This is a genomic window from Flavobacterium sp. Sd200, from assembly GCF_009826935.1.
Taxonomy (GTDB): domain Bacteria; phylum Bacteroidota; class Bacteroidia; order Flavobacteriales; family Flavobacteriaceae; genus Flavobacterium.
On sequence record NZ_WUMN01000002.1, the window covers coordinates 700,441 to 717,839 of the forward strand.

General features: G+C 40.2%; 18 protein-coding genes. 15 read left to right on the forward strand and 3 right to left on the reverse strand.

Annotation, left to right across the window (positions count from 1 at the left end; translation table 11 throughout):
* Positions 1 to 287 precede the first annotated feature (287 nt).
* The 8 genes from GR160_RS09235 to GR160_RS09270 all read left to right on the forward strand — a co-directional run bounded on the left by GR160_RS09235 (position 288) and on the right by GR160_RS09270 (position 7,925).
* A complete protein-coding gene (locus GR160_RS09235; RefSeq protein ID WP_160749573.1) occupies positions 288 to 2,186 on the forward strand; it encodes a M1 family metallopeptidase in 1,899 nt (632 codons plus the stop codon).
* 203 nt (positions 2,187 to 2,389) lie between these two features.
* Complete coding sequence (locus tag GR160_RS09240; RefSeq protein ID WP_160749574.1) at positions 2,390 to 3,274, forward strand: hemin ABC transporter substrate-binding protein; 885 nt, start codon at positions 2,390 to 2,392, stop codon at positions 3,272 to 3,274.
* Positions 3,274 to 4,308 (forward strand): iron ABC transporter permease, encoded by a 1,035-nt coding sequence (locus tag GR160_RS09245; protein ID WP_160749575.1) that lies wholly within the window; start codon positions 3,274 to 3,276, stop codon positions 4,306 to 4,308. The genes GR160_RS09240 and GR160_RS09245 overlap by 1 nt, the downstream gene beginning before the upstream one ends.
* Positions 4,309 to 4,312: 4 nt before the next feature.
* Positions 4,313 to 5,089 (forward strand): heme ABC transporter ATP-binding protein, encoded by a 777-nt coding sequence (locus GR160_RS09250; RefSeq protein ID WP_160749576.1) that lies wholly within the window; start codon positions 4,313 to 4,315, stop codon positions 5,087 to 5,089.
* Positions 5,090 to 5,102: 13 nt separating this feature from the next.
* A complete protein-coding gene (locus GR160_RS09255; RefSeq protein WP_160749577.1) occupies positions 5,103 to 6,140 on the forward strand; it encodes a hemin-degrading factor in 1,038 nt (345 codons plus the stop codon).
* A 146-nt stretch (positions 6,141 to 6,286) separates the two neighbouring features.
* Complete coding sequence (locus GR160_RS09260) at positions 6,287 to 6,976, forward strand: helix-turn-helix transcriptional regulator (protein WP_160749578.1); 690 nt, start codon at positions 6,287 to 6,289, stop codon at positions 6,974 to 6,976.
* 90 nt (positions 6,977 to 7,066) lie between these two features.
* Complete coding sequence (locus GR160_RS09265; RefSeq protein ID WP_160749579.1) at positions 7,067 to 7,369, forward strand: hypothetical protein; 303 nt, start codon at positions 7,067 to 7,069, stop codon at positions 7,367 to 7,369.
* A 286-nt stretch (positions 7,370 to 7,655) separates the two neighbouring features.
* Positions 7,656 to 7,925 (forward strand): hypothetical protein, encoded by a 270-nt coding sequence (locus tag GR160_RS09270; RefSeq protein ID WP_160749580.1) that lies wholly within the window; start codon positions 7,656 to 7,658, stop codon positions 7,923 to 7,925.
* A 139-nt stretch (positions 7,926 to 8,064) separates the two neighbouring features.
* Here the strand turns inward: GR160_RS09270 and GR160_RS09275 are convergent, their stop codons facing one another.
* The gene (locus GR160_RS09275; protein WP_160749581.1) at positions 8,065 to 8,355 is read right to left on the reverse strand and encodes a hypothetical protein; all 291 of its coding nucleotides are present in this window, start codon (positions 8,353 to 8,355) and stop codon (positions 8,065 to 8,067) included.
* Between the two features lie 305 nt (positions 8,356 to 8,660).
* On the reverse strand, positions 8,661 to 9,257 hold the full coding sequence (locus tag GR160_RS09280) for a Crp/Fnr family transcriptional regulator (RefSeq protein WP_160749612.1): 597 nt from the start codon (positions 9,255 to 9,257) through the stop codon (positions 8,661 to 8,663).
* A 229-nt stretch (positions 9,258 to 9,486) separates the two neighbouring features.
* Here GR160_RS09280 and GR160_RS09285 point away from each other — a divergent pair, with 229 nt between their 5' ends.
* From GR160_RS09285 to GR160_RS09315, 7 genes are all read left to right on the forward strand, one after another.
* Positions 9,487 to 10,701 (forward strand): aminotransferase class V-fold PLP-dependent enzyme, encoded by a 1,215-nt coding sequence (locus GR160_RS09285; protein ID WP_160749613.1) that lies wholly within the window; start codon positions 9,487 to 9,489, stop codon positions 10,699 to 10,701.
* Positions 10,702 to 10,819: 118 nt separating this feature from the next.
* On the forward strand, positions 10,820 to 11,293 hold the full coding sequence (locus GR160_RS09290; RefSeq protein WP_160749582.1) for a hypothetical protein: 474 nt from the start codon (positions 10,820 to 10,822) through the stop codon (positions 11,291 to 11,293).
* Positions 11,294 to 11,295: 2 nt separating this feature from the next.
* Entirely contained in the window at positions 11,296 to 11,715 is a 420-nt protein-coding gene (locus tag GR160_RS09295) for a SufE family protein (protein ID WP_160749583.1), read from the forward strand.
* Positions 11,716 to 11,721: 6 nt separating this feature from the next.
* Entirely contained in the window at positions 11,722 to 12,045 is a 324-nt protein-coding gene (locus GR160_RS09300; RefSeq protein WP_160749584.1) for an SUF system Fe-S cluster assembly protein, read from the forward strand.
* A 122-nt stretch (positions 12,046 to 12,167) separates the two neighbouring features.
* On the forward strand, positions 12,168 to 12,683 hold the full coding sequence (locus GR160_RS09305) for a DUF2480 family protein (protein WP_160749585.1): 516 nt from the start codon (positions 12,168 to 12,170) through the stop codon (positions 12,681 to 12,683).
* 66 nt (positions 12,684 to 12,749) lie between these two features.
* Positions 12,750 to 13,646 (forward strand): DUF3078 domain-containing protein, encoded by an 897-nt coding sequence (locus tag GR160_RS09310; protein WP_160749586.1) that lies wholly within the window; start codon positions 12,750 to 12,752, stop codon positions 13,644 to 13,646.
* A 200-nt stretch (positions 13,647 to 13,846) separates the two neighbouring features.
* Entirely contained in the window at positions 13,847 to 15,463 is a 1,617-nt protein-coding gene (locus GR160_RS09315; RefSeq protein ID WP_160749587.1) for a T9SS type A sorting domain-containing protein, read from the forward strand.
* A 325-nt stretch (positions 15,464 to 15,788) separates the two neighbouring features.
* Here the strand turns inward: GR160_RS09315 and hflX are convergent, their stop codons facing one another.
* A complete protein-coding gene (gene hflX, locus GR160_RS09320; RefSeq protein WP_160749588.1) occupies positions 15,789 to 17,018 on the reverse strand; it encodes a GTPase HflX in 1,230 nt (409 codons plus the stop codon).
* Positions 17,019 to 17,399 lie beyond the last annotated feature (381 nt).

Below are 17,399 nucleotides of genomic sequence, written 5' to 3' on the forward strand. Positions count from 1 at the left end.
TAGCTTTTAAATACTTAAAACCCCTAATTACTGATGTAGTTAGGGGTTTTTGTTTTCTTTAATTTTTCAGGGCATGTCATCGCGAGACACAAAACGATCTATAAGCATTGTTACCCTTTCATCCGGTTTTGAAGAACACACAACAGTAATTTTAAGGTCAAGACAATCTTGTCATATCATTTTAAAAAACAGATCGCTTCGTGCCTCGCGATGACAAGTCGTGAAAAACTACCAAACTTTCGACTTTAAGACTTTTCAACTTTAAGACTTTTTTTTATTTTTAACCCATGAGAACATTTATCGCACTGGCGCTACTATCGGCATCCGGCCTTTTTGCGCAAAAAAATCCCAATGCGGGTTACTGGCAACAGCACGTTGATTATAAAATGGACGTGGCAATGGACGTTAAAACCTTTAAATATACAGGTAAACAGGAGCTGGTGTACACCAACAATTCTCCTGATACGCTTCGCCGTGTGTATTACCATTTATACAATAATGCGTTTCAGCCCAACAGTGAGATGGATGCACGCCTTCAGGCCATTAGCGACCCGGATAAACGCATGGTTAAAAGCTTTAAATCGGGCAATAATACCGTTAAAGAAAGCCGTATATCTACCCTTAAACCAAATGAGCAGGGATATTTAAACATAACCAACTTTAAGCAGGATGGAGCAACTGCCAAAGCCACTACAAAAGAAACGGTACTGGTGGTAGATCTTGTCAAGCCTTTATTGCCCGGTAAGTCGACCACATTTACACTCGATTTTGATGCTCAGGTACCTTTACAGGTGCGTCGCAGCGGTCGCAACAGCGAAGAGGGCGTGGCACTGAGCATGACACAGTGGTACCCGAAAATTGCCGAATATGATTTTGAGGGCTGGCATGCAGATCCTTACATAGGCCGTGAGTTTCATGGTGTGTGGGGCGACTTTGATGTTAAGATCACTATAGATAAAAGCTATACCATTGGAGGCAGCGGATACCTTGAAAACAAAAACGAAATTGGTAAAGGCTATGAAGATGAAGGTGTAAAAGTAAACACCCCTAAAAAGGCCAAAACCCTTACATGGCATTTTGTTGCTCCAAACGTGCATGACTTTGCCTGGGGGGCCGATCCTGAGTATATTCATGATAAAATAATGGGAGCCAACAATGTAGAGCTTCACTTTTTTTACAAGAACAATCCGGAGTTTAAAGAGAACTGGAAAAAAATGCAGCCTAAAACGGCCGAACTGTTAGAGTTCTATAACAAAAACGTTGGCCAGTATCCATACAAGCAATACAGCGTGGTGCAGGGTGGCGATGGTGGTATGGAATATGCAATGTGTACGCTTATTACAGGCAACCGCAGCTACGGAAGTCTTGTTGGCGTTACGGCACACGAGTTTGCCCACTCATGGTTTCAGCACATTTTGGCAAGCAACGAGAGTAAACACGAGTGGATGGACGAAGGGTTTACCAGCTATATTAGCGACCTTGCTATGGAAACCGTACTGCCTGCAAAAGTAAAAGAGGGCGAACAGCCGGAAAGTCCGTTTAAAGGAGCTTATGACAATTATTTTTATATGGTTAAAACAGGCAAAGAGCAGCCGCTTACAACCCATGCCGACCGTTATGACCAAAACATGCTATACAGCATTTCGGCTTATAGTAAGGGAGAAATATTCCTTTCGCAACTGGGATATGTTATAGGTCAGCAAAAGCTGAATGAAACTCTTAAACGCTATTATGCCGATTATAAGTTTACACACCCAACACCAAATGATATTAAGCGTACAGCCGAAAAAGTGAGTGGTGCCGAGCTGGACTGGTATTTGATCGACTGGTGCCAAACCACCAATACAATTGATTATAGCATTAAAGAACTTAAAGAAGAAGGTAACACAACAAAAGTTACTTTAGAACGCATAGGACGCATGCCAATGCCTTTAGACCTTATTGTAGTTTATGACGACGGAACACAGGAAAGCTTTTATATTCCGTTAACGATGATGCATTATGTTAAAGATAATCCTTATCCGTCGCTTAAAAGAAACGTTCTTAAAGATTGGGACTGGGCACACCCTACTTATGAGTTTGTGCTGAACAAACCAAAGTCGGCTATCAAAGTTCTAGTTATAGATCCTACCGAGACTATGGCCGATGTAAACAAAGAAGATAACGTTTATATGAAAACCAACTAATACCCGGTTTAAAAACATACATTAGCCACTGAGCAGCACTTAAAAGTGCTGCTTTTTTTTATTACAGAATTACGGTTCTCATTACCTTTAGCTACTCCCAACTGTTAATTGACCATTTTTTATCATCTTATTTTTTTCGGTTCTAAATAAAATGAATAGCTTTGCCATTATTTAGATTGATTACAAACAACAACCAATTTCTAATGAAAAAAATAAACACATTACTTGCCCTTACTTTTGTAGTATTATCGGCCATTTCATGTAAAAAAGAAACCACTACAGAAACTACAACTGTCGAAACCAAAGACACCCTGGCAGCACCTGCCGCAACCCACAAAATTGTATCGCTTAACGGTGCCGTAACCGAAGTTATTGCAGCCCTTGGCCACGAAAAAGAACTTGTTGGTGTAGACGTTACGAGCACTTATCCTGAAAGTGTAAAAGCCACTGCTAAAGATCTTGGGCATGTACGTACAATATCTATAGAAGGCATTATGGCGCTAAACCCAACGCTTATTGTAGGTACAGATAAAGAACTAAGCCCTGAACTTGTAGAAAAAATCAAAAAATCGGGTGTTAAGGCTGAGATCTTTACACAGGAATTTACTCCGGATGGTGCTAAAAAACTTATTGCTGATGTAGCAGGCGTGCTTGAACATAAAGATTATTCAGCACTTACTTCTAAAATAGATGCCGACCTTAAAAACGTTAAGCCAATTGCAACTGCTCCAAAAGTATTATTTATCTATGCACGTGGTGCAAACATGCTAATGGTTAGCGGTACAGGCACCCCGGTTGAAAAAACCATTGAGCTTGCAGGTGGTAAAAATGCCGTTACTGACTTTGCAGATTTTAAACCTTTAACTCCGGAAGCTCTTATTAAAGGAAATCCTGATGTAATATTGATGTTTGACTCAGGTCTTGAAAGTCTTGGCGGTATAGATGGTGTTCTTAAAATTCCTGGTGTAGATAAAACAAACGCAGGTAAAAACAAAAAAATTATAGCTATGGACGGCGGCTTGCTGTCGGGCTTTGGTCCACGTGTTGGCGAAGCTGCTACACAACTTAATGGCCTGCTGAGCAAATAATGCAAAACAGGTTACCGGTTTATATCTTCTTTAGTGTATTACTGCTGGCTGTGCTGGCAGTAATATCGCTGTATATGGGGGTATATGAGTTTGAAAAACATTCAATTATCGATGTCTTTAAAGGCATTATTAATAACGACGGCAGTATAGGTGCCGCCGAACGCTTTGTGTTGTTAGACCTGCGCCTGCCCCGCATTGTTATGGGCATCCTGATAGGAAGCGCACTTGCAGTTTCGGGCACGTGCCTGCAGGGAATGTTCCGCAACCCGCTTGCCACACCCGATTTGATAGGCATAACCGCAGGGTCATCGTTATTTGCCGCTATAACAATAGTTTTAGGGTCTTTTATAAAACCCTACATACCGCAGGTGCTGCATTATTCGCTCTTAAGCTTTATGGCATTTATTGGTGCATTATTAACTATGATACTCGTTTACCGGATATCCACCATTAACGGGCGCACCAATGTGGTAATGATGCTCCTTAGCGGTGTTGCCATAACAGCTATGGGTTTTTCCGTAATGGGTTTGCTGATATATTTTAGTAAAGACGAAGAGCTGCGCGACCTTACCTTTTGGAACATGGGCAGCCTTGGTGGTGCCACTTGGATTAAAAACGGTATCTTAGCAACGGTAATTGCCGTGTCGTTCTTTTTTATAATTAACAAAGGTAAAGCCTTGAACGCCATGATGCTTGGCGAAACCGACGCACAACACCTTGGTATTCCGGTAGAGCGTGTAAAAAAACAAATAATACTGTTAACAGCGCTAATGGTGGGCACAAGTGTTGCCTTTGCCGGAACCATAACATTTATGGGGCTTATTGTGCCTTATATACTGAGGCTTATATTTAAGTCAAACTATCATTATATACTGCCGCTTAGTGCAGTATATGGCAGTATTTTGCTGTTAGTGGCAGACACCATTAGCAGAACCATAGCACCGCCAAGCGAAATACCCATTGGTGTGCTTACTGCCTTTATGGGCGCGCCCATTTTTATTACAATACTAATTCGCAACCGCAATACCATGTAACGCCATGTTAGAAGCGCAAAACATATCTTACTCGCACCGCAAATTCAGCATACTGGAAGGTATAAACGTATCTGTAAATTATGGCGAACTGCTGGTTATTTTAGGACCCAACGGTGCCGGAAAAAGCACACTGCTTAGTGTTTTGGCAAACGAACTGGCAAAACATGAACAGCCCATTTATTTAAAAAAGAAAGCTTTTAAAGAGTGGGGCGATAAAGAACTGGCACACAGCAAGGCAAAATTTTCTCAAAGCAACAGCCCGGATATTCCGCTTAGTGCAAAAGATGTAGCCATGATGGGGCGTTACCCTTATTTTTCGTCGATACCACAAAAAAAAGACGAAGATGTTGTGCTAAAGGCCATGGCTGAAACCGATGTTGCTGCGCTTGCAGACCGCGCCTATAACTCGCTTAGCGGTGGCGAAAAACAACGTGTGCACTTGGCGCGCGTACTGGCACAATTAGACAACGATGTTGAGAACAAAATGGTTTTTTTAGACGAGCCTTTAAACAACCTCGATGTGCTGCACCAGCACCGCATATTGCACACCATTAAAAATTTTACTGAGAAAGGCAATGCTGCCATTATGGTGCTGCACGACCTTAACCTTGCGGCACAGTTTGCCGACAGGATAATGCTGTTAAAAAAAGGAAAGATCGTGGCACACGATGTTCCCGACAAAGTATTTACTAAAGAAACCATTAGCAGGGTATATAATTTTCCCTGCACTATTTGCCCTAATCCGGTAAATAATAATCCTTTAATTATTTTTGGAACTTAATTTATATCGAAATATGAGTACGATTACCAACACCCTGAAACAACAGTGGGATGCGCTTAAAGCCGAGAACCCGCATTTAAGGATTCGCAATGCTGCCGATAAACTTGGCGTTAGCGAGGCAGAACTTTTAGCCACACAAACAGGCGAAACGGTTACGCGACTTAAACCGGAGTTCACCGCTATTCTTAGCGAAATAGAGAGTCTGGGCAAAGTTATGGCGCTAACCCGCAACGAAGAGTGTGTACACGAGCGCAAAGGTGTTTATCTTAACCCGGACTTTAGCAACCCGCATGCAGGACTGTTTGTAAACGAAGATATAGACCTTCGTATATTTATTGGCCATTGGGCTAAAGCCTATGCCGTAGCAGAAAAAAGCGAGCATGGCGACCGCAAAAGCCTTCAGTTTTTTGGTAAAGACGGCCTTGCAATACATAAAATATATTTAACTCCGGACAGCGATGCTGCTGCATTTGATGCTCTTGTTGAAAAATACAAAGCCGAAGACCAGGGTACAGAAGAAACAGTTACAGAAGTGCCTTTAAACCTTGACGAGAAACCGGATAGCGAAATTGATGTTGCTGCTTTCCAAACGGCATGGTTGGGTCTTAAAGACACCCATGAGTTTTTTGGAATGCTGCGCAAATTTGGCGTAAGCCGTACGCAGGCACTTCGTCTTGCTCCTAACGAACACCTTGCTAAAAAAGTAGAAAAGGAAGTAGTTGTAAAAATGCTTGAAGGCGCAGCCGAGAGTAAACTGCCAATAATGATATTTGTGGGCAACCGTGGCAACATACAAATACACACTGGCCGTGTTCGCAAAACCATGTGGCACAACGACTGGTTTAATGTTATGGATCCGGATTTTAACCTGCACCTTGACATGAGCAAAATTGCTCAGGTGTGGGTAGTGCGTAAACCTACAGAAGATGGCGATGTTACTGCCATTGAAGTATTCAATGAACTTGGCGAAATCATCGTTCAGTTTTTTGGCAAGCGCAAGCCGGGCAATCCTGAACTACAGGAGTGGAGAGATCTAGTGGCTTCTTTATAATTATCAGGTTATATTTTTAAGAGCCGTTCTGCAAAGAGCGGCTTTTATTTTTTAGATACGCCATAAATTTCGCGTTTAGATAGATAGATCAGTAGCAGCATAAAAGATTATTTTCTTACTATTGCAAAATTAAATCTAATAATACTATGGTTTCTTTACGTGTAGGCGAATATATAGAGGCAAAGGGCATTAGCTATTATGCTTTCGAGAACAGCCTTGGGGCAAGCCGTGGCAGTATCAGTAAAGCTGTTAAGGAAGGCAAGAGCATAGGCAGTAATGTGTTGGAAAAAATAATGGCACTTTACCCCGACCTTAATCCGCACTGGCTTTTAACAGGTCAGGGAACTATGCTATTAGGAGCGAAAGACACTCCTACCCTACAAACTTTTAATCTAAAGACCGACAAACCTGTAGAGACCCAACAAATACCGCTGTATGATCTTGAAGCCTTTGCTGGGCTTGTGCCTTTATTTGGCAATGTAAAAAATTTGCAGCCTGTAGATTATATTTCAATTCCGCACCTGCCCAAATGCGATGGTGCCGTTTATGTAAAGGGAGACAGTATGTATCCGTTGCTTAAAAGTGGCGATATAGTGCTCTATAAAATTATTGAAGACATTAATAACGGCATTTTTTGGGGAGAAATGTATCTTATTGGTATTGACATGGGTGGAGATGAATACATCTCGGTAAAATACATTCACAGGTCTGATAAACAAGGACATGTAAAGCTTGTTAGCGAAAATACTTTCCATCAGGATAATGATATTGAAATTGGCAGAATAAGGGCTCTGGCACTTGTAAAAGCCAGCATAAGGCTAAATGCCATGAAATAATAACAGTATTTTATCTATACGTAGCGTTAAATAGCTGGCAGTTAATTTCTAATGGCGGCAACTTTGTATGTAACTATAAAAGTTGCCATTATGAAAACATTATTTTTTAGCCTGTTCGTGCTTATAAGCATAACGGCTGCAGCGCAAACCTCGCCTGTACCTACTGTGCCGGACACTATAACCCCAAAAACAGAATCGCTTAAACCGGACGTAAGAAACCTTGGTAAGGCTTCGACTACTACAACAATTACCGAAACCCGAAAAGTGCGCAGGAAAAAAAAGCGTGAAGAAAAAGCCCACGCCAAAACTGTACAACAATATACAGCCCCTAAAGATACGGTTGCCGTTAAAAACGACACCATAACAATTTATAAAAAAGACAGCATTAAATAATTACGGTTTTCACTGCCGTTACATTTCCCGGTCGTTGTGCCGGTTTTTTTATGGCATGCCGGAAAAAGATTTCTACAGCAAAAATCTACAGGTTTCTACAAAACGTAATAGGTTTCTACAGCGCAGAATTAAATAGCTCCTACCCTAATCAAAATAATAAAACACTGATATACAGAATATTTAAAGACTGAAATCAAATCATTTTGCAGCAAGTTCAAAAACAGGGCATTAAAGTTGTCTTTTAAATTGGTATAGAAATTAATTGAAAATCTTAAACCTATACACAATGAAAAAGTTACTTTTAAGCGCACTTATGCTAACAGGATTTTTAGCAGCTGCACAGGAAACTAAAACTACTACTCCGGCACCAACACAAACAACTACAAAAACAACCGAAGTTAAAAAAGAGGCTACTCCTGCTGCCACAAGTGCTACGACCACTACAACAACTCAGGCAACAACTGCCCAACCTACAACAGTGACTAAAAGCGAAGCTACCGTAAAAGAAGACAAAGCTGAAGCAAAAAAAGCTGACCCGGCTAAAAAAACCAAATAAAACTTTTTAGCGCCAATTATACATAGTTCTTTTTAAAAACAGGTTTTCTTATCTATTTTGCCTGTTTTAAAAACCTCTCATTACAACAATGAGAGGTTTTTTTATGAGAGCAAAAAACAGATAAATCCTTTTGTTTGATTTAAAAAAGTACATTAAAGTTTAGCGCAATAAACAGAAGGCTCGTTAGAACGCTAATTGTTAGTATTGTAAACGAAACGTTTGCTTTTTGCTGAGATAAAACCGCTCCGTTATAGATCATACAAAATATGGTTACAAAAAACAACTGTACCATTTGCAATGGGCTGGTTCCGCCCATTAATATAAACATGGCTGCAAAAGACCCCAGGCAGCTTTGCCCAAGTATGCTAAGGGTTGCAAAACCTATAAGACCACGTTTGTAACTTTCCTGATATTTTTGATAAGTGCTCATGACTAAATGCTTTATAATTATACCATCAAAGGTAGGTTAGCAATAAGCCTGGGCTTTATGACCCTAATCATAAAATCAAAAAATCTGTGCTTTTTTATAAAATTTTAATCGACCAAAATATTTTCTCGCAAAGGCGCAGAGGCGCAAAGTAGGAGATGCGTAAATAGTTATATCCAGGCGACTGTAAGTCGCAGAATTTTGCGACTTACAGTCGCCTTTCCGGAATACCAATCAGGATAAAACTTTGCAAATCTGCAAGAAAATTAAACAATACTGAATTTACTCAAAATAGTATTAGCTTATTTTTATCTGTACACTTTGCGGTCTTCAATAATAAGCAGGCCTTTCTTTTCGAGTGCTTTAATGCTCCTTATCACGGTTTCGACCCGCAGGCCTGTCAGGTCGGCAATTTGCTGGCGTGTTAGTTCTACTTTATATTTATCCGATGGTTTGAGCCTGTTTACATTTTCTTTAAAATAGTCAATAAGTTTGAGTATGCGGTGTTCAGGTTCCTGAGAAGATATCTCAGATGCCATTACCGATTTAAAGTACAGTCTTTGTGCTAGGTTTTCGGTAATGCTTAAATGCACCTGTGGATTTTGCAAAAGCAGCTCAAAAAACACCTCTTTGGCAAGGGCATATACCTGAGTATCGGTAATGGCAACCGCATTAGCCGGATAAGGTTTATTTATAAACAAGGGTGGCTCGCCAAAACTGTTGCCTGCTGTAAAAATGCTCTGAATAAACTCTTTGCCTTCGTCGTTAAAATTGTTCATTTTAATTTCACCCACCTTTACCTGATAAAAATAGCGCGCAGTATCGCCTTCATAAAAAAGAGTTTCCCCCTTTTTTAACGATATAATGCGTGCATCAAAAGCAAGTAAAACGTCTTCTCCTATCATTTTAATAACGGGCTGCCATAGTGGCATTTGCACAAAGTTAGCATTATAGGTTTTATGCCGGGTTGTTTCTTTGGCCTTTTTAGAAGAAAGCACTGCATATATTACAAAGCCAGGCGTTTACACAAATCGCACCGTTAAAAAAGCCGTTTTAAAAAAATAGGGCGTACCTTTGCATTTCTTAATGGTACACTTTATGCAAAGTACAATTAGTAACACAGCAACAATACAAATGTTAGATATACAGGCCATAAGGGCAGATTTCCCTATACTCGACCAAACCGTTAACGGCAAACCGTTGGTTTATTTTGATAATGCGGCAACATCTCAAAAGCCAAAAGTGGTTATCGATGCCATTAGTGAGTATTATAATACCATAAACGCCAATATTCACCGCGGGGTGCACACGTTAAGCCAGCTGGCAACCGATGCTTATGAGGTTTCGCGTCAAAAAATACAAAAGCACATTAATGCAAAGCATTCGTTTGAAGTGCTTTTTACCAGCGGAACTACCCACGGCATTAACCTTGTGGCAAGTGGTTTTGGTAAGTTTGTAAAGCCGGGCGACGAAATTATGGTTAGCGCACTGGAACACCACAGCAACATAGTGCCATGGCAAATGCTGTGCGAGCGTACTGGAGCAAACCTTACCGTTATACCTATGAACGATAAGGGAGAGCTTATAATTGAAGAATTTGAAAAGCTCCTTTCTGAAAAAACTAAACTGGTATCTGTTAACCATATAAGCAATGCACTGGGCACCATAAACCCTATAAAGCACATTATAGATAAAGCACATGCCGCAGGTGCAGCCGTATTTATAGACGGTGCACAGGCAGCACCGCACCTAACCATAGATGTACAGGCTTTAGACTGCGATTTTTATGCCTTTAGCGGACACAAAATGTGTGGCCCTACCGGCACCGGAATATTGTATGGTAAAGAAGAATGGCTAAACAAACTACCGCCTTATCAGGGTGGTGGCGAGATGATAAAAGAGGTTACGTTTGCCAAAACCACCTATGCCGACCTGCCGCATAAATTTGAAGCAGGCACGCCACATATAGAAGGTGGTATTGTATTAGGCACAGCAGTAGACTATTTAAACAATGTTGGCCTTGCAAACATAGAGGCTTATGAACACGAACTGTTAGAATATGGCACGCAAAAACTCAGCGAAATAGACGGACTTACGCTGGTGGGCACGGCTGCGAAAAAAACATCGGTAATATCGTTTAACCTTAACGGAATACACCCGTATGACGTTGGGGCTATCGTAGACAAAATGGGCATTGCCGTGCGTACGGGTCATCATTGTACCCAGCCCATAATGGATGCCTTTTGCATTCCGGGCACCATTCGTGCATCATTTGCATTTTACAATACCAAAGAAGAAATAGATGCCCTTGTAACGGCTGTGCTTAAAGCACAGCGCATGTTGGGTTAAAAAATATTTGTAATTTTATAACGACTCCTTAGCAGTGTGTAGCTGCTCCCCTCTCTTTTGCTACGCCAGTTCGGCTAAAGCCTCGGGTGGAGAGGGTCTGGGAGTGAGGACACTGAAAATGAAAAAAATAATTCTAATATTACTGGTGCTTCTTGCTGTAATGGCAGGGTGTACATCAACTAAAAAGGCTAAAGAGCCCGAAGTATCGCTGCAAAAGCAAACCGAAAATGTATTGTTTGAGTACACTGCATTAACACGTGGTGCATACAAAAAAGTTATAGTATCGTCTTATAACATTGTTACCATTAAAGACAGGGATAATAAAGACGCAGTGAGCAGGAAACTTACCGCCGATGAATGGAAAACATTATATGACGCTTATAAAACCATTAAAGATCCGGGCACTTTATCATCTATAGAAGCCCCGAGCGTTAAACACCAGTATGATGGTGCATTGGTAGCAATGGTGACCATTACAGTTGACGATGTTATCTATCAAACCAATACTTTTGACCACGGCAACCCACCTGCAGAAGTTAAGCCTTTGGTAGATGCAATTATAAAATTTTCGGGCCTTAATGAGCCGCAATAATTATGAAGATACAGGAAATACAGGAAGAGATTATAGATGAGTTTGCAATGTTTGATGAGTGGGATGAACGCTACCAGTATGTTATAGACCTGGGCAAGTCTCTGCCACTTATAGACGAACAGTATAAAACCGAAAATAATATTATTAAAGGCTGCCAAAGCAAAGTGTGGTTGCATGCCGACCAAAAGGATGGCAACATAGTTTTTACTGCCGATAGCGATGCCATACTTACCAAAGGGCTAATTGCCATAATGATTCGTGTTTTTTCTAATCAAAAGCCTGAAGCGATACTTGAGGCAAATACTGATTTTGTAGATGAGATAGGGCTGAAAGAGCATTTGTCTCCCACACGCGCCAACGGATTGGTAAGCATGATAAAACAAATTAAAATGTATGCACTGGCCTTTAGCGCCAAAAATTAAATAGTTATGGAACAAGAAATTGATACTGCACAGCTGGGTGAAGAGATCGTAAAGGTGCTTAAAACCATTTACGACCCTGAAATACCTGTAGATATATATGAACTTGGATTGGTGTATGATGTAATGGTTAATACCGATAACGAAGTTAAAATATTGATGACACTTACATCGCCCAACTGCCCGGTGGCTGAAAGCCTTCCGTTGGAAGTTGAAGAAAAAATTAAGAAAATTGAAGGCGTAAGCGAAGCAGAGGTTGAAATTACTTTCGACCCGCCATGGACGCGCGACCTTATGAGCGAAGAAGCCAAACTGGAGCTTGGAATGCTTTAATAGAGTTTTAGACACTACGGTCTTGGTTTTTAGGTGTTTGGTTTTGGGTGTTTTACGAATAATCCCAAATACATCAAACCGCTTAATCCCAATATCCAACCCCTAACACCCGATACCATAAAATGGCAACAGAAGAATTTGAAATAGTAAACCGTGTGGCTAACAGCGCACTTCAGGTTTTTGATCTTGAAGATTATTATCCTGAGGGCGGCCGTGTCGCCCTCGATATATCGCAATGGCTGTGGGAAGGTTTTGTGCTTCGCGAAAAAGATTTCCGTGAGTCGCTTAAAAACCACGATTGGCAACAATACAGCGGCAAGTATGTAGCGCTGCACTGCAGTACAGATGCTATTGTTCCTGCATGGGCCTATATGCTTGTAACCATAAGCCTTAACGGTGTGGCAAAAAAGGTAGTTGAAGGTACTGTAGATGAACTGAATGTTCTTATCTATCAGGAAATTTTAGACAGCCTTGACTACACCCCATATACTGATAAACCTGTTATTATAAAAGGCTGCTCCCGCAAGCCGGTGCCGCAGCAGGCTTATACGCTGGCAACACAAAAACTACTCCCGTTTGCCAAAAGCATTATGTTTGGCGAGGCTTGTTCATCGGTACCGTTGTATAAGAAAAAGTAGGTTTTAACGTAATATTTAGGTCTGTTTACGGCTTCAATATTTATATTTGTAAGAAACCCCATAGTTATGATGAAGAAATTACTGCTCCTTTTATGCCTTAGCAGTGCTTTTATAGTTAAAGCACAAGACAATAAAGATGCCGACGCTGCAAAAGCCGATAACGACACCATAGGTCCGTGGACAAAAAAAGGGAATGCCTCTTTACTTTTTAACCAGTCTACTTTTGACAACTGGCTTGCAGGTGGAGAGAACAACATTTCCGGAAATGTGGGTTTAAACTACGATATCAATTATAAAAAAAATGACTGGACGTGGGATAATAAGCTTATAGCATCCTACGGTATTGTAAAGACCAAAACCAGTTCGTTTGCCAAAAAAACCGACGACCGTTTAGAGATAAACTCTGTATTGGGCAAAAAAGCTTCAGACAGGTGGTTCTATTCGGCGTTCGTAAACTTTAAAACGCAATTTACAAAAGGTTACCAGTATTCTAAAGACGAGAACGGAGCTGAAGTAAGAGATGAATATACCAACTTCCTTTCTCCTGCCTATCTCTATGCAGGTTTGGGTATGTTGTATAAGCGCGATGATAATTTTAAAATAAACCTATCGCCTGTAGCTTCTAAATTTACTTTTGTAGACAGTAAATATACTTTGCCGGATGAAGCTTATTTTGGGGTTAAAGAAGGTGACTGGATGCGCTATGAGCTTGGTTTTAATGCATCTGTATATTACAAGCTTGATGTGATTGCCAATGTTACTTTTGAGAATATACTGAACCTGTACTCTAACTACCTTGAAGATCCTCAAAATGTAGATATAGACTATCAGCTGAACATTGTAATGAAAATAAACCGTTACCTTACCACCAACCTGATGTTCCAAACCATATATGATGATAATGCCTATAAAGGCTTTCAGGTTAGGCAGGTGTTTGGTGTAGCTGCCAACTATGGGTTTTAGTAATTAAAATATCATCAGCAAAGCAATTAAAAAATAGTAGAGACGGGATTCGCATGTAGAAAAGTGTACGGTCCATGTGCTTAAATATTGGAATATTTCTCCAAAATCATTTTGTTAAAAAAGAGGTGTTTTATATTGGTAAATGTTAAAGGTCTGTTGCAAGGGTTTTATATATTTGCAGAATTTAAAATAATTCAACAATGAAAAAACTTTACACCACCTTACTTTGTGTTGTTTTTACCTCTCTATTTGCCCAGAATCCTCATTGGGAGTGGGTAACCGGAGTAGAAGCATCTTATGGAAACCCAGATCATGTACTCTCTGTTGACGCGCAGGGCAATGTTTATACGCTGTCAACCTTTACGTCGGATGTTATTAATAACGACTACCAGTTTTATAATACAAGCCCGTCCAGCGACGACTCTTTTTTTATAAAATTTAATGCTGATGGTCAGTTTCAATGGGCCAGTCAGATAACCGGAGCGGGTAGCAACACCCTGTGGAGGCTGGAGGCTGATGCCGATGGAAATGTATATTTACTGGGAAGCTATACTAACGGTATGACAATAGCCGGGCAGCAGTATGCCGGTCGGGGCACTTTCATCGCTAAGTTTAACACAGCAGGGGTAATGTTGTGGTTAAAGACTGCTTCTTTTTCCTTCCCCGATTCGATTAAGGTAGATGAAAATGGAAATATTTATTTTCAGGTAACTTCAAGGAACCCGTTTAGCTTTGATGGCACTTCATTTACTATGGTAAACCAGACATCAGACAATGAATACCTTGCAAAATTAGATACCGATGGTAATGTTGTGTGGCATAAAACCTATTATGGCCCGGATGATTATACACGTCGCAGCACCCTTAGTCAGCTCCAGGTAGATCACCAGGGCAATCTCCTTTTAACGGGCAGGACAAACACAACTATGACGTTTGATAATGTTATGCTTAACAATACTTATTCGGGAGCTTTTTATCTTGTAAAAATAAATGCTGAAGGTAACACACAATGGGGAATGTTAACCGGTAACAGTTCTTGTGCAAACAGTGCTTCAGATATAGCGGTTGATGCAGATGATAACATATACCTCTTGGGCAACTATTGCGGTACCGTAAATTTTGGCAGCGAACAGCTTACCGTATCGCCATCGGGGTCAAGGTATTTTATATCTAAGTACTCGCCAGAGGGACAGAATATCTGGGTTAAGACCTCTTTGCCCGGGAATTTTAACGAGATACAGAGCGGCGATTTTGATGCGCAGGGCAATTTAATAGTAGGGGGAACCCTTTTTGGTACAGCAACATTTGGTGCAGATGTTACCCTTACGTCATCTGCAACAGAAGGAACGCAGTTTGTTGTACTTTACAATGCCGAAGGAATTGCGCAGTGGGGTATTACCACCGGACCTGTAAATACTAACAACGCCATTGATGTTAAGGCGCATGGCGATAACACTATTTATACAGGCGCACACATGCAAATCCCTTCTCTTACATACGGAGATATTAATTATGTAAGGCAAGGCAATAATCTTTATAATATAACATTAGGTAAACTTGTTTATGGAGATGTTGCAGGCACTCCCACAATTAATGCAAAACAAATTAGTGTTTATCCTAACCCTGTAAGCAAAACCCTTAATATTGCAACTGCTGAAGCTGTAAAAGAAATAGCTGTTACTGATTTTAATGGACGAATAGTGCTGAGCGCGGCCAATACTAACAACATTAATATGGAACAACTTGCTTCGGGTGTATATTTTGCAACCGTTACTACAAATACAGGTAAGAGCACACATAAAATTATGAAGGACTAAAAAAACCGTATAAATTTTTTAGAAATAACTTAATCGCAATCAGTAAATTGGTTGCGATTTTTTTATCCGCGTTCCTAAGTGAATTCAATAAAAATTATCTTTTTCGTAAAATTTTTCTTGCTTTTAGAGTGCGATTTCCAGTATTTAACGCACATATAAAAGTGCGTCATCCTCCTGTAAATGAAACGCGGATGATGCAGGTATTTCGCATCGCTGATTTATGCCGATCATCTTCTATAGGCTACATTCGAATCTATGAAAATCCATGATATCTGTGTTCCTGAGTAAACCAACAAAAAACCGGCCTATTAAAGCCGGTTTTTTGTTATTCTTTCTCCTCTGCAAAGTTTTCTTTATAATCCGGATAAAGGAAGTTATTATAAGGAAAACGGCTAATATGTATAGCCCTTACAGCCTCATAAACTTTCTCCCTGAATTCTTCAAAATTCTCTTTGTTGGTAGCCGATATAAAAAGGGCATTCTTTTCGCCCACATTGCCCATCCAGGTAGCTTTCCACTCCTCAAGCGAATAGTGTTTAGTCGTCTTCTCTGTCATCAGGTCGTCCTCGGCTATAACCTGGGGTTTGTAGGCGTCTATTTTATTGAACACCATTATGGTAGGCTTGTCGTTGCTTTTAATATCCTGTAATATTTGATTTACCGATTCTATATGGTCTTCAAATTCAGGATGCGATATATCTACCACATGCAACAGCAAATCAGCTTCGCGCACTTCATCAAGCGTACTTTTAAAAGAGTCGATTAGCTGTGTTGGCAGCTTGCGTATAAACCCAACCGTATCAGACAACAGGAATGGCAGATTTTTAATAACCACTTTTCTTACAGTAGTATCTAGTGTTGCAAAAAGCTTGTTCTCTACAAATACTTCACTTTTGCTAATAACATTCATGAGTGTACTCTTGCCCACATTAGTATAGCCTACAAGAGCTACACGAACCATAGCGCCACGGTTGCTGCGCTGCACACCCATTTGGCGGTCTATGGTCTTAATTTTTTCACGAAGCAGGGCAATACGGTCGCGCACAATACGCCTGTCCGTTTCAATCTCCGTTTCACCGGGACCACGCATACCAATACCACCACGCTGGCGTTCAAGGTGCGTCCACATACCCGAAAGCCTTGGTAACAGATAAATACATTGCGCCAGTTCTACCTGTGTTCTTGCATATGATGTTTCGGCACGCTGCGCAAAAATGTCAAGGATAAGGTTAGTCCTGTCAAGCACTTTAATATCCAGTATTTTACCTATATTTTTAGATTGGGAAGGCGACAACTCATCATCAAAAATGATGGTTTTAATGCCGTGTTCTTTAATATAATGATGTATTTCGTCTATTTTACCTGTTCCCAAATAGGTCTTGGGGTTAGGGCGCTCCATTTTTTGGGAGAATCTTTTTACCACCTCCCCTCCTGCAGTAAACGTTAAAAACTCCAGTTCATCCAGATATTCTTTTAGTTTTTCCTCACTCTGCTCCTGCGTTATTACACCGGCAATTACCGTTTTTTCAAAAGATATCGTTTCTTTTTCCAGCATATTCTTAATTTAAAAAAGACCTTTTGCAAATTTACAAAAAAATAGCTCCTTTAAATTTATATAATATCGCAAGGCCTTTAAAGTGCTGAATTTTTTGTTAAATTTTAATACAGTGTTAACCATGTATTATAATTTTATAAATTTGAGACTTAATTTTTTTACCAATAAATCTAAAAATTACTATGAAGAAAACTACTTTGGTGATCAATACATCATTAATGTCTTTGTGTGGTTTTTTACAGCCTGTTTTGCATAATGCTGCGGGTAAGCCTGCCTAAATACAAATAAGCAGAAAGATTTAGGTAACTTATTACAGCACAAAACAAACAAATATAAAAGTAAAATTGCGGTGTTTGTTGTTTGTAAACACCGGGCTAAGTA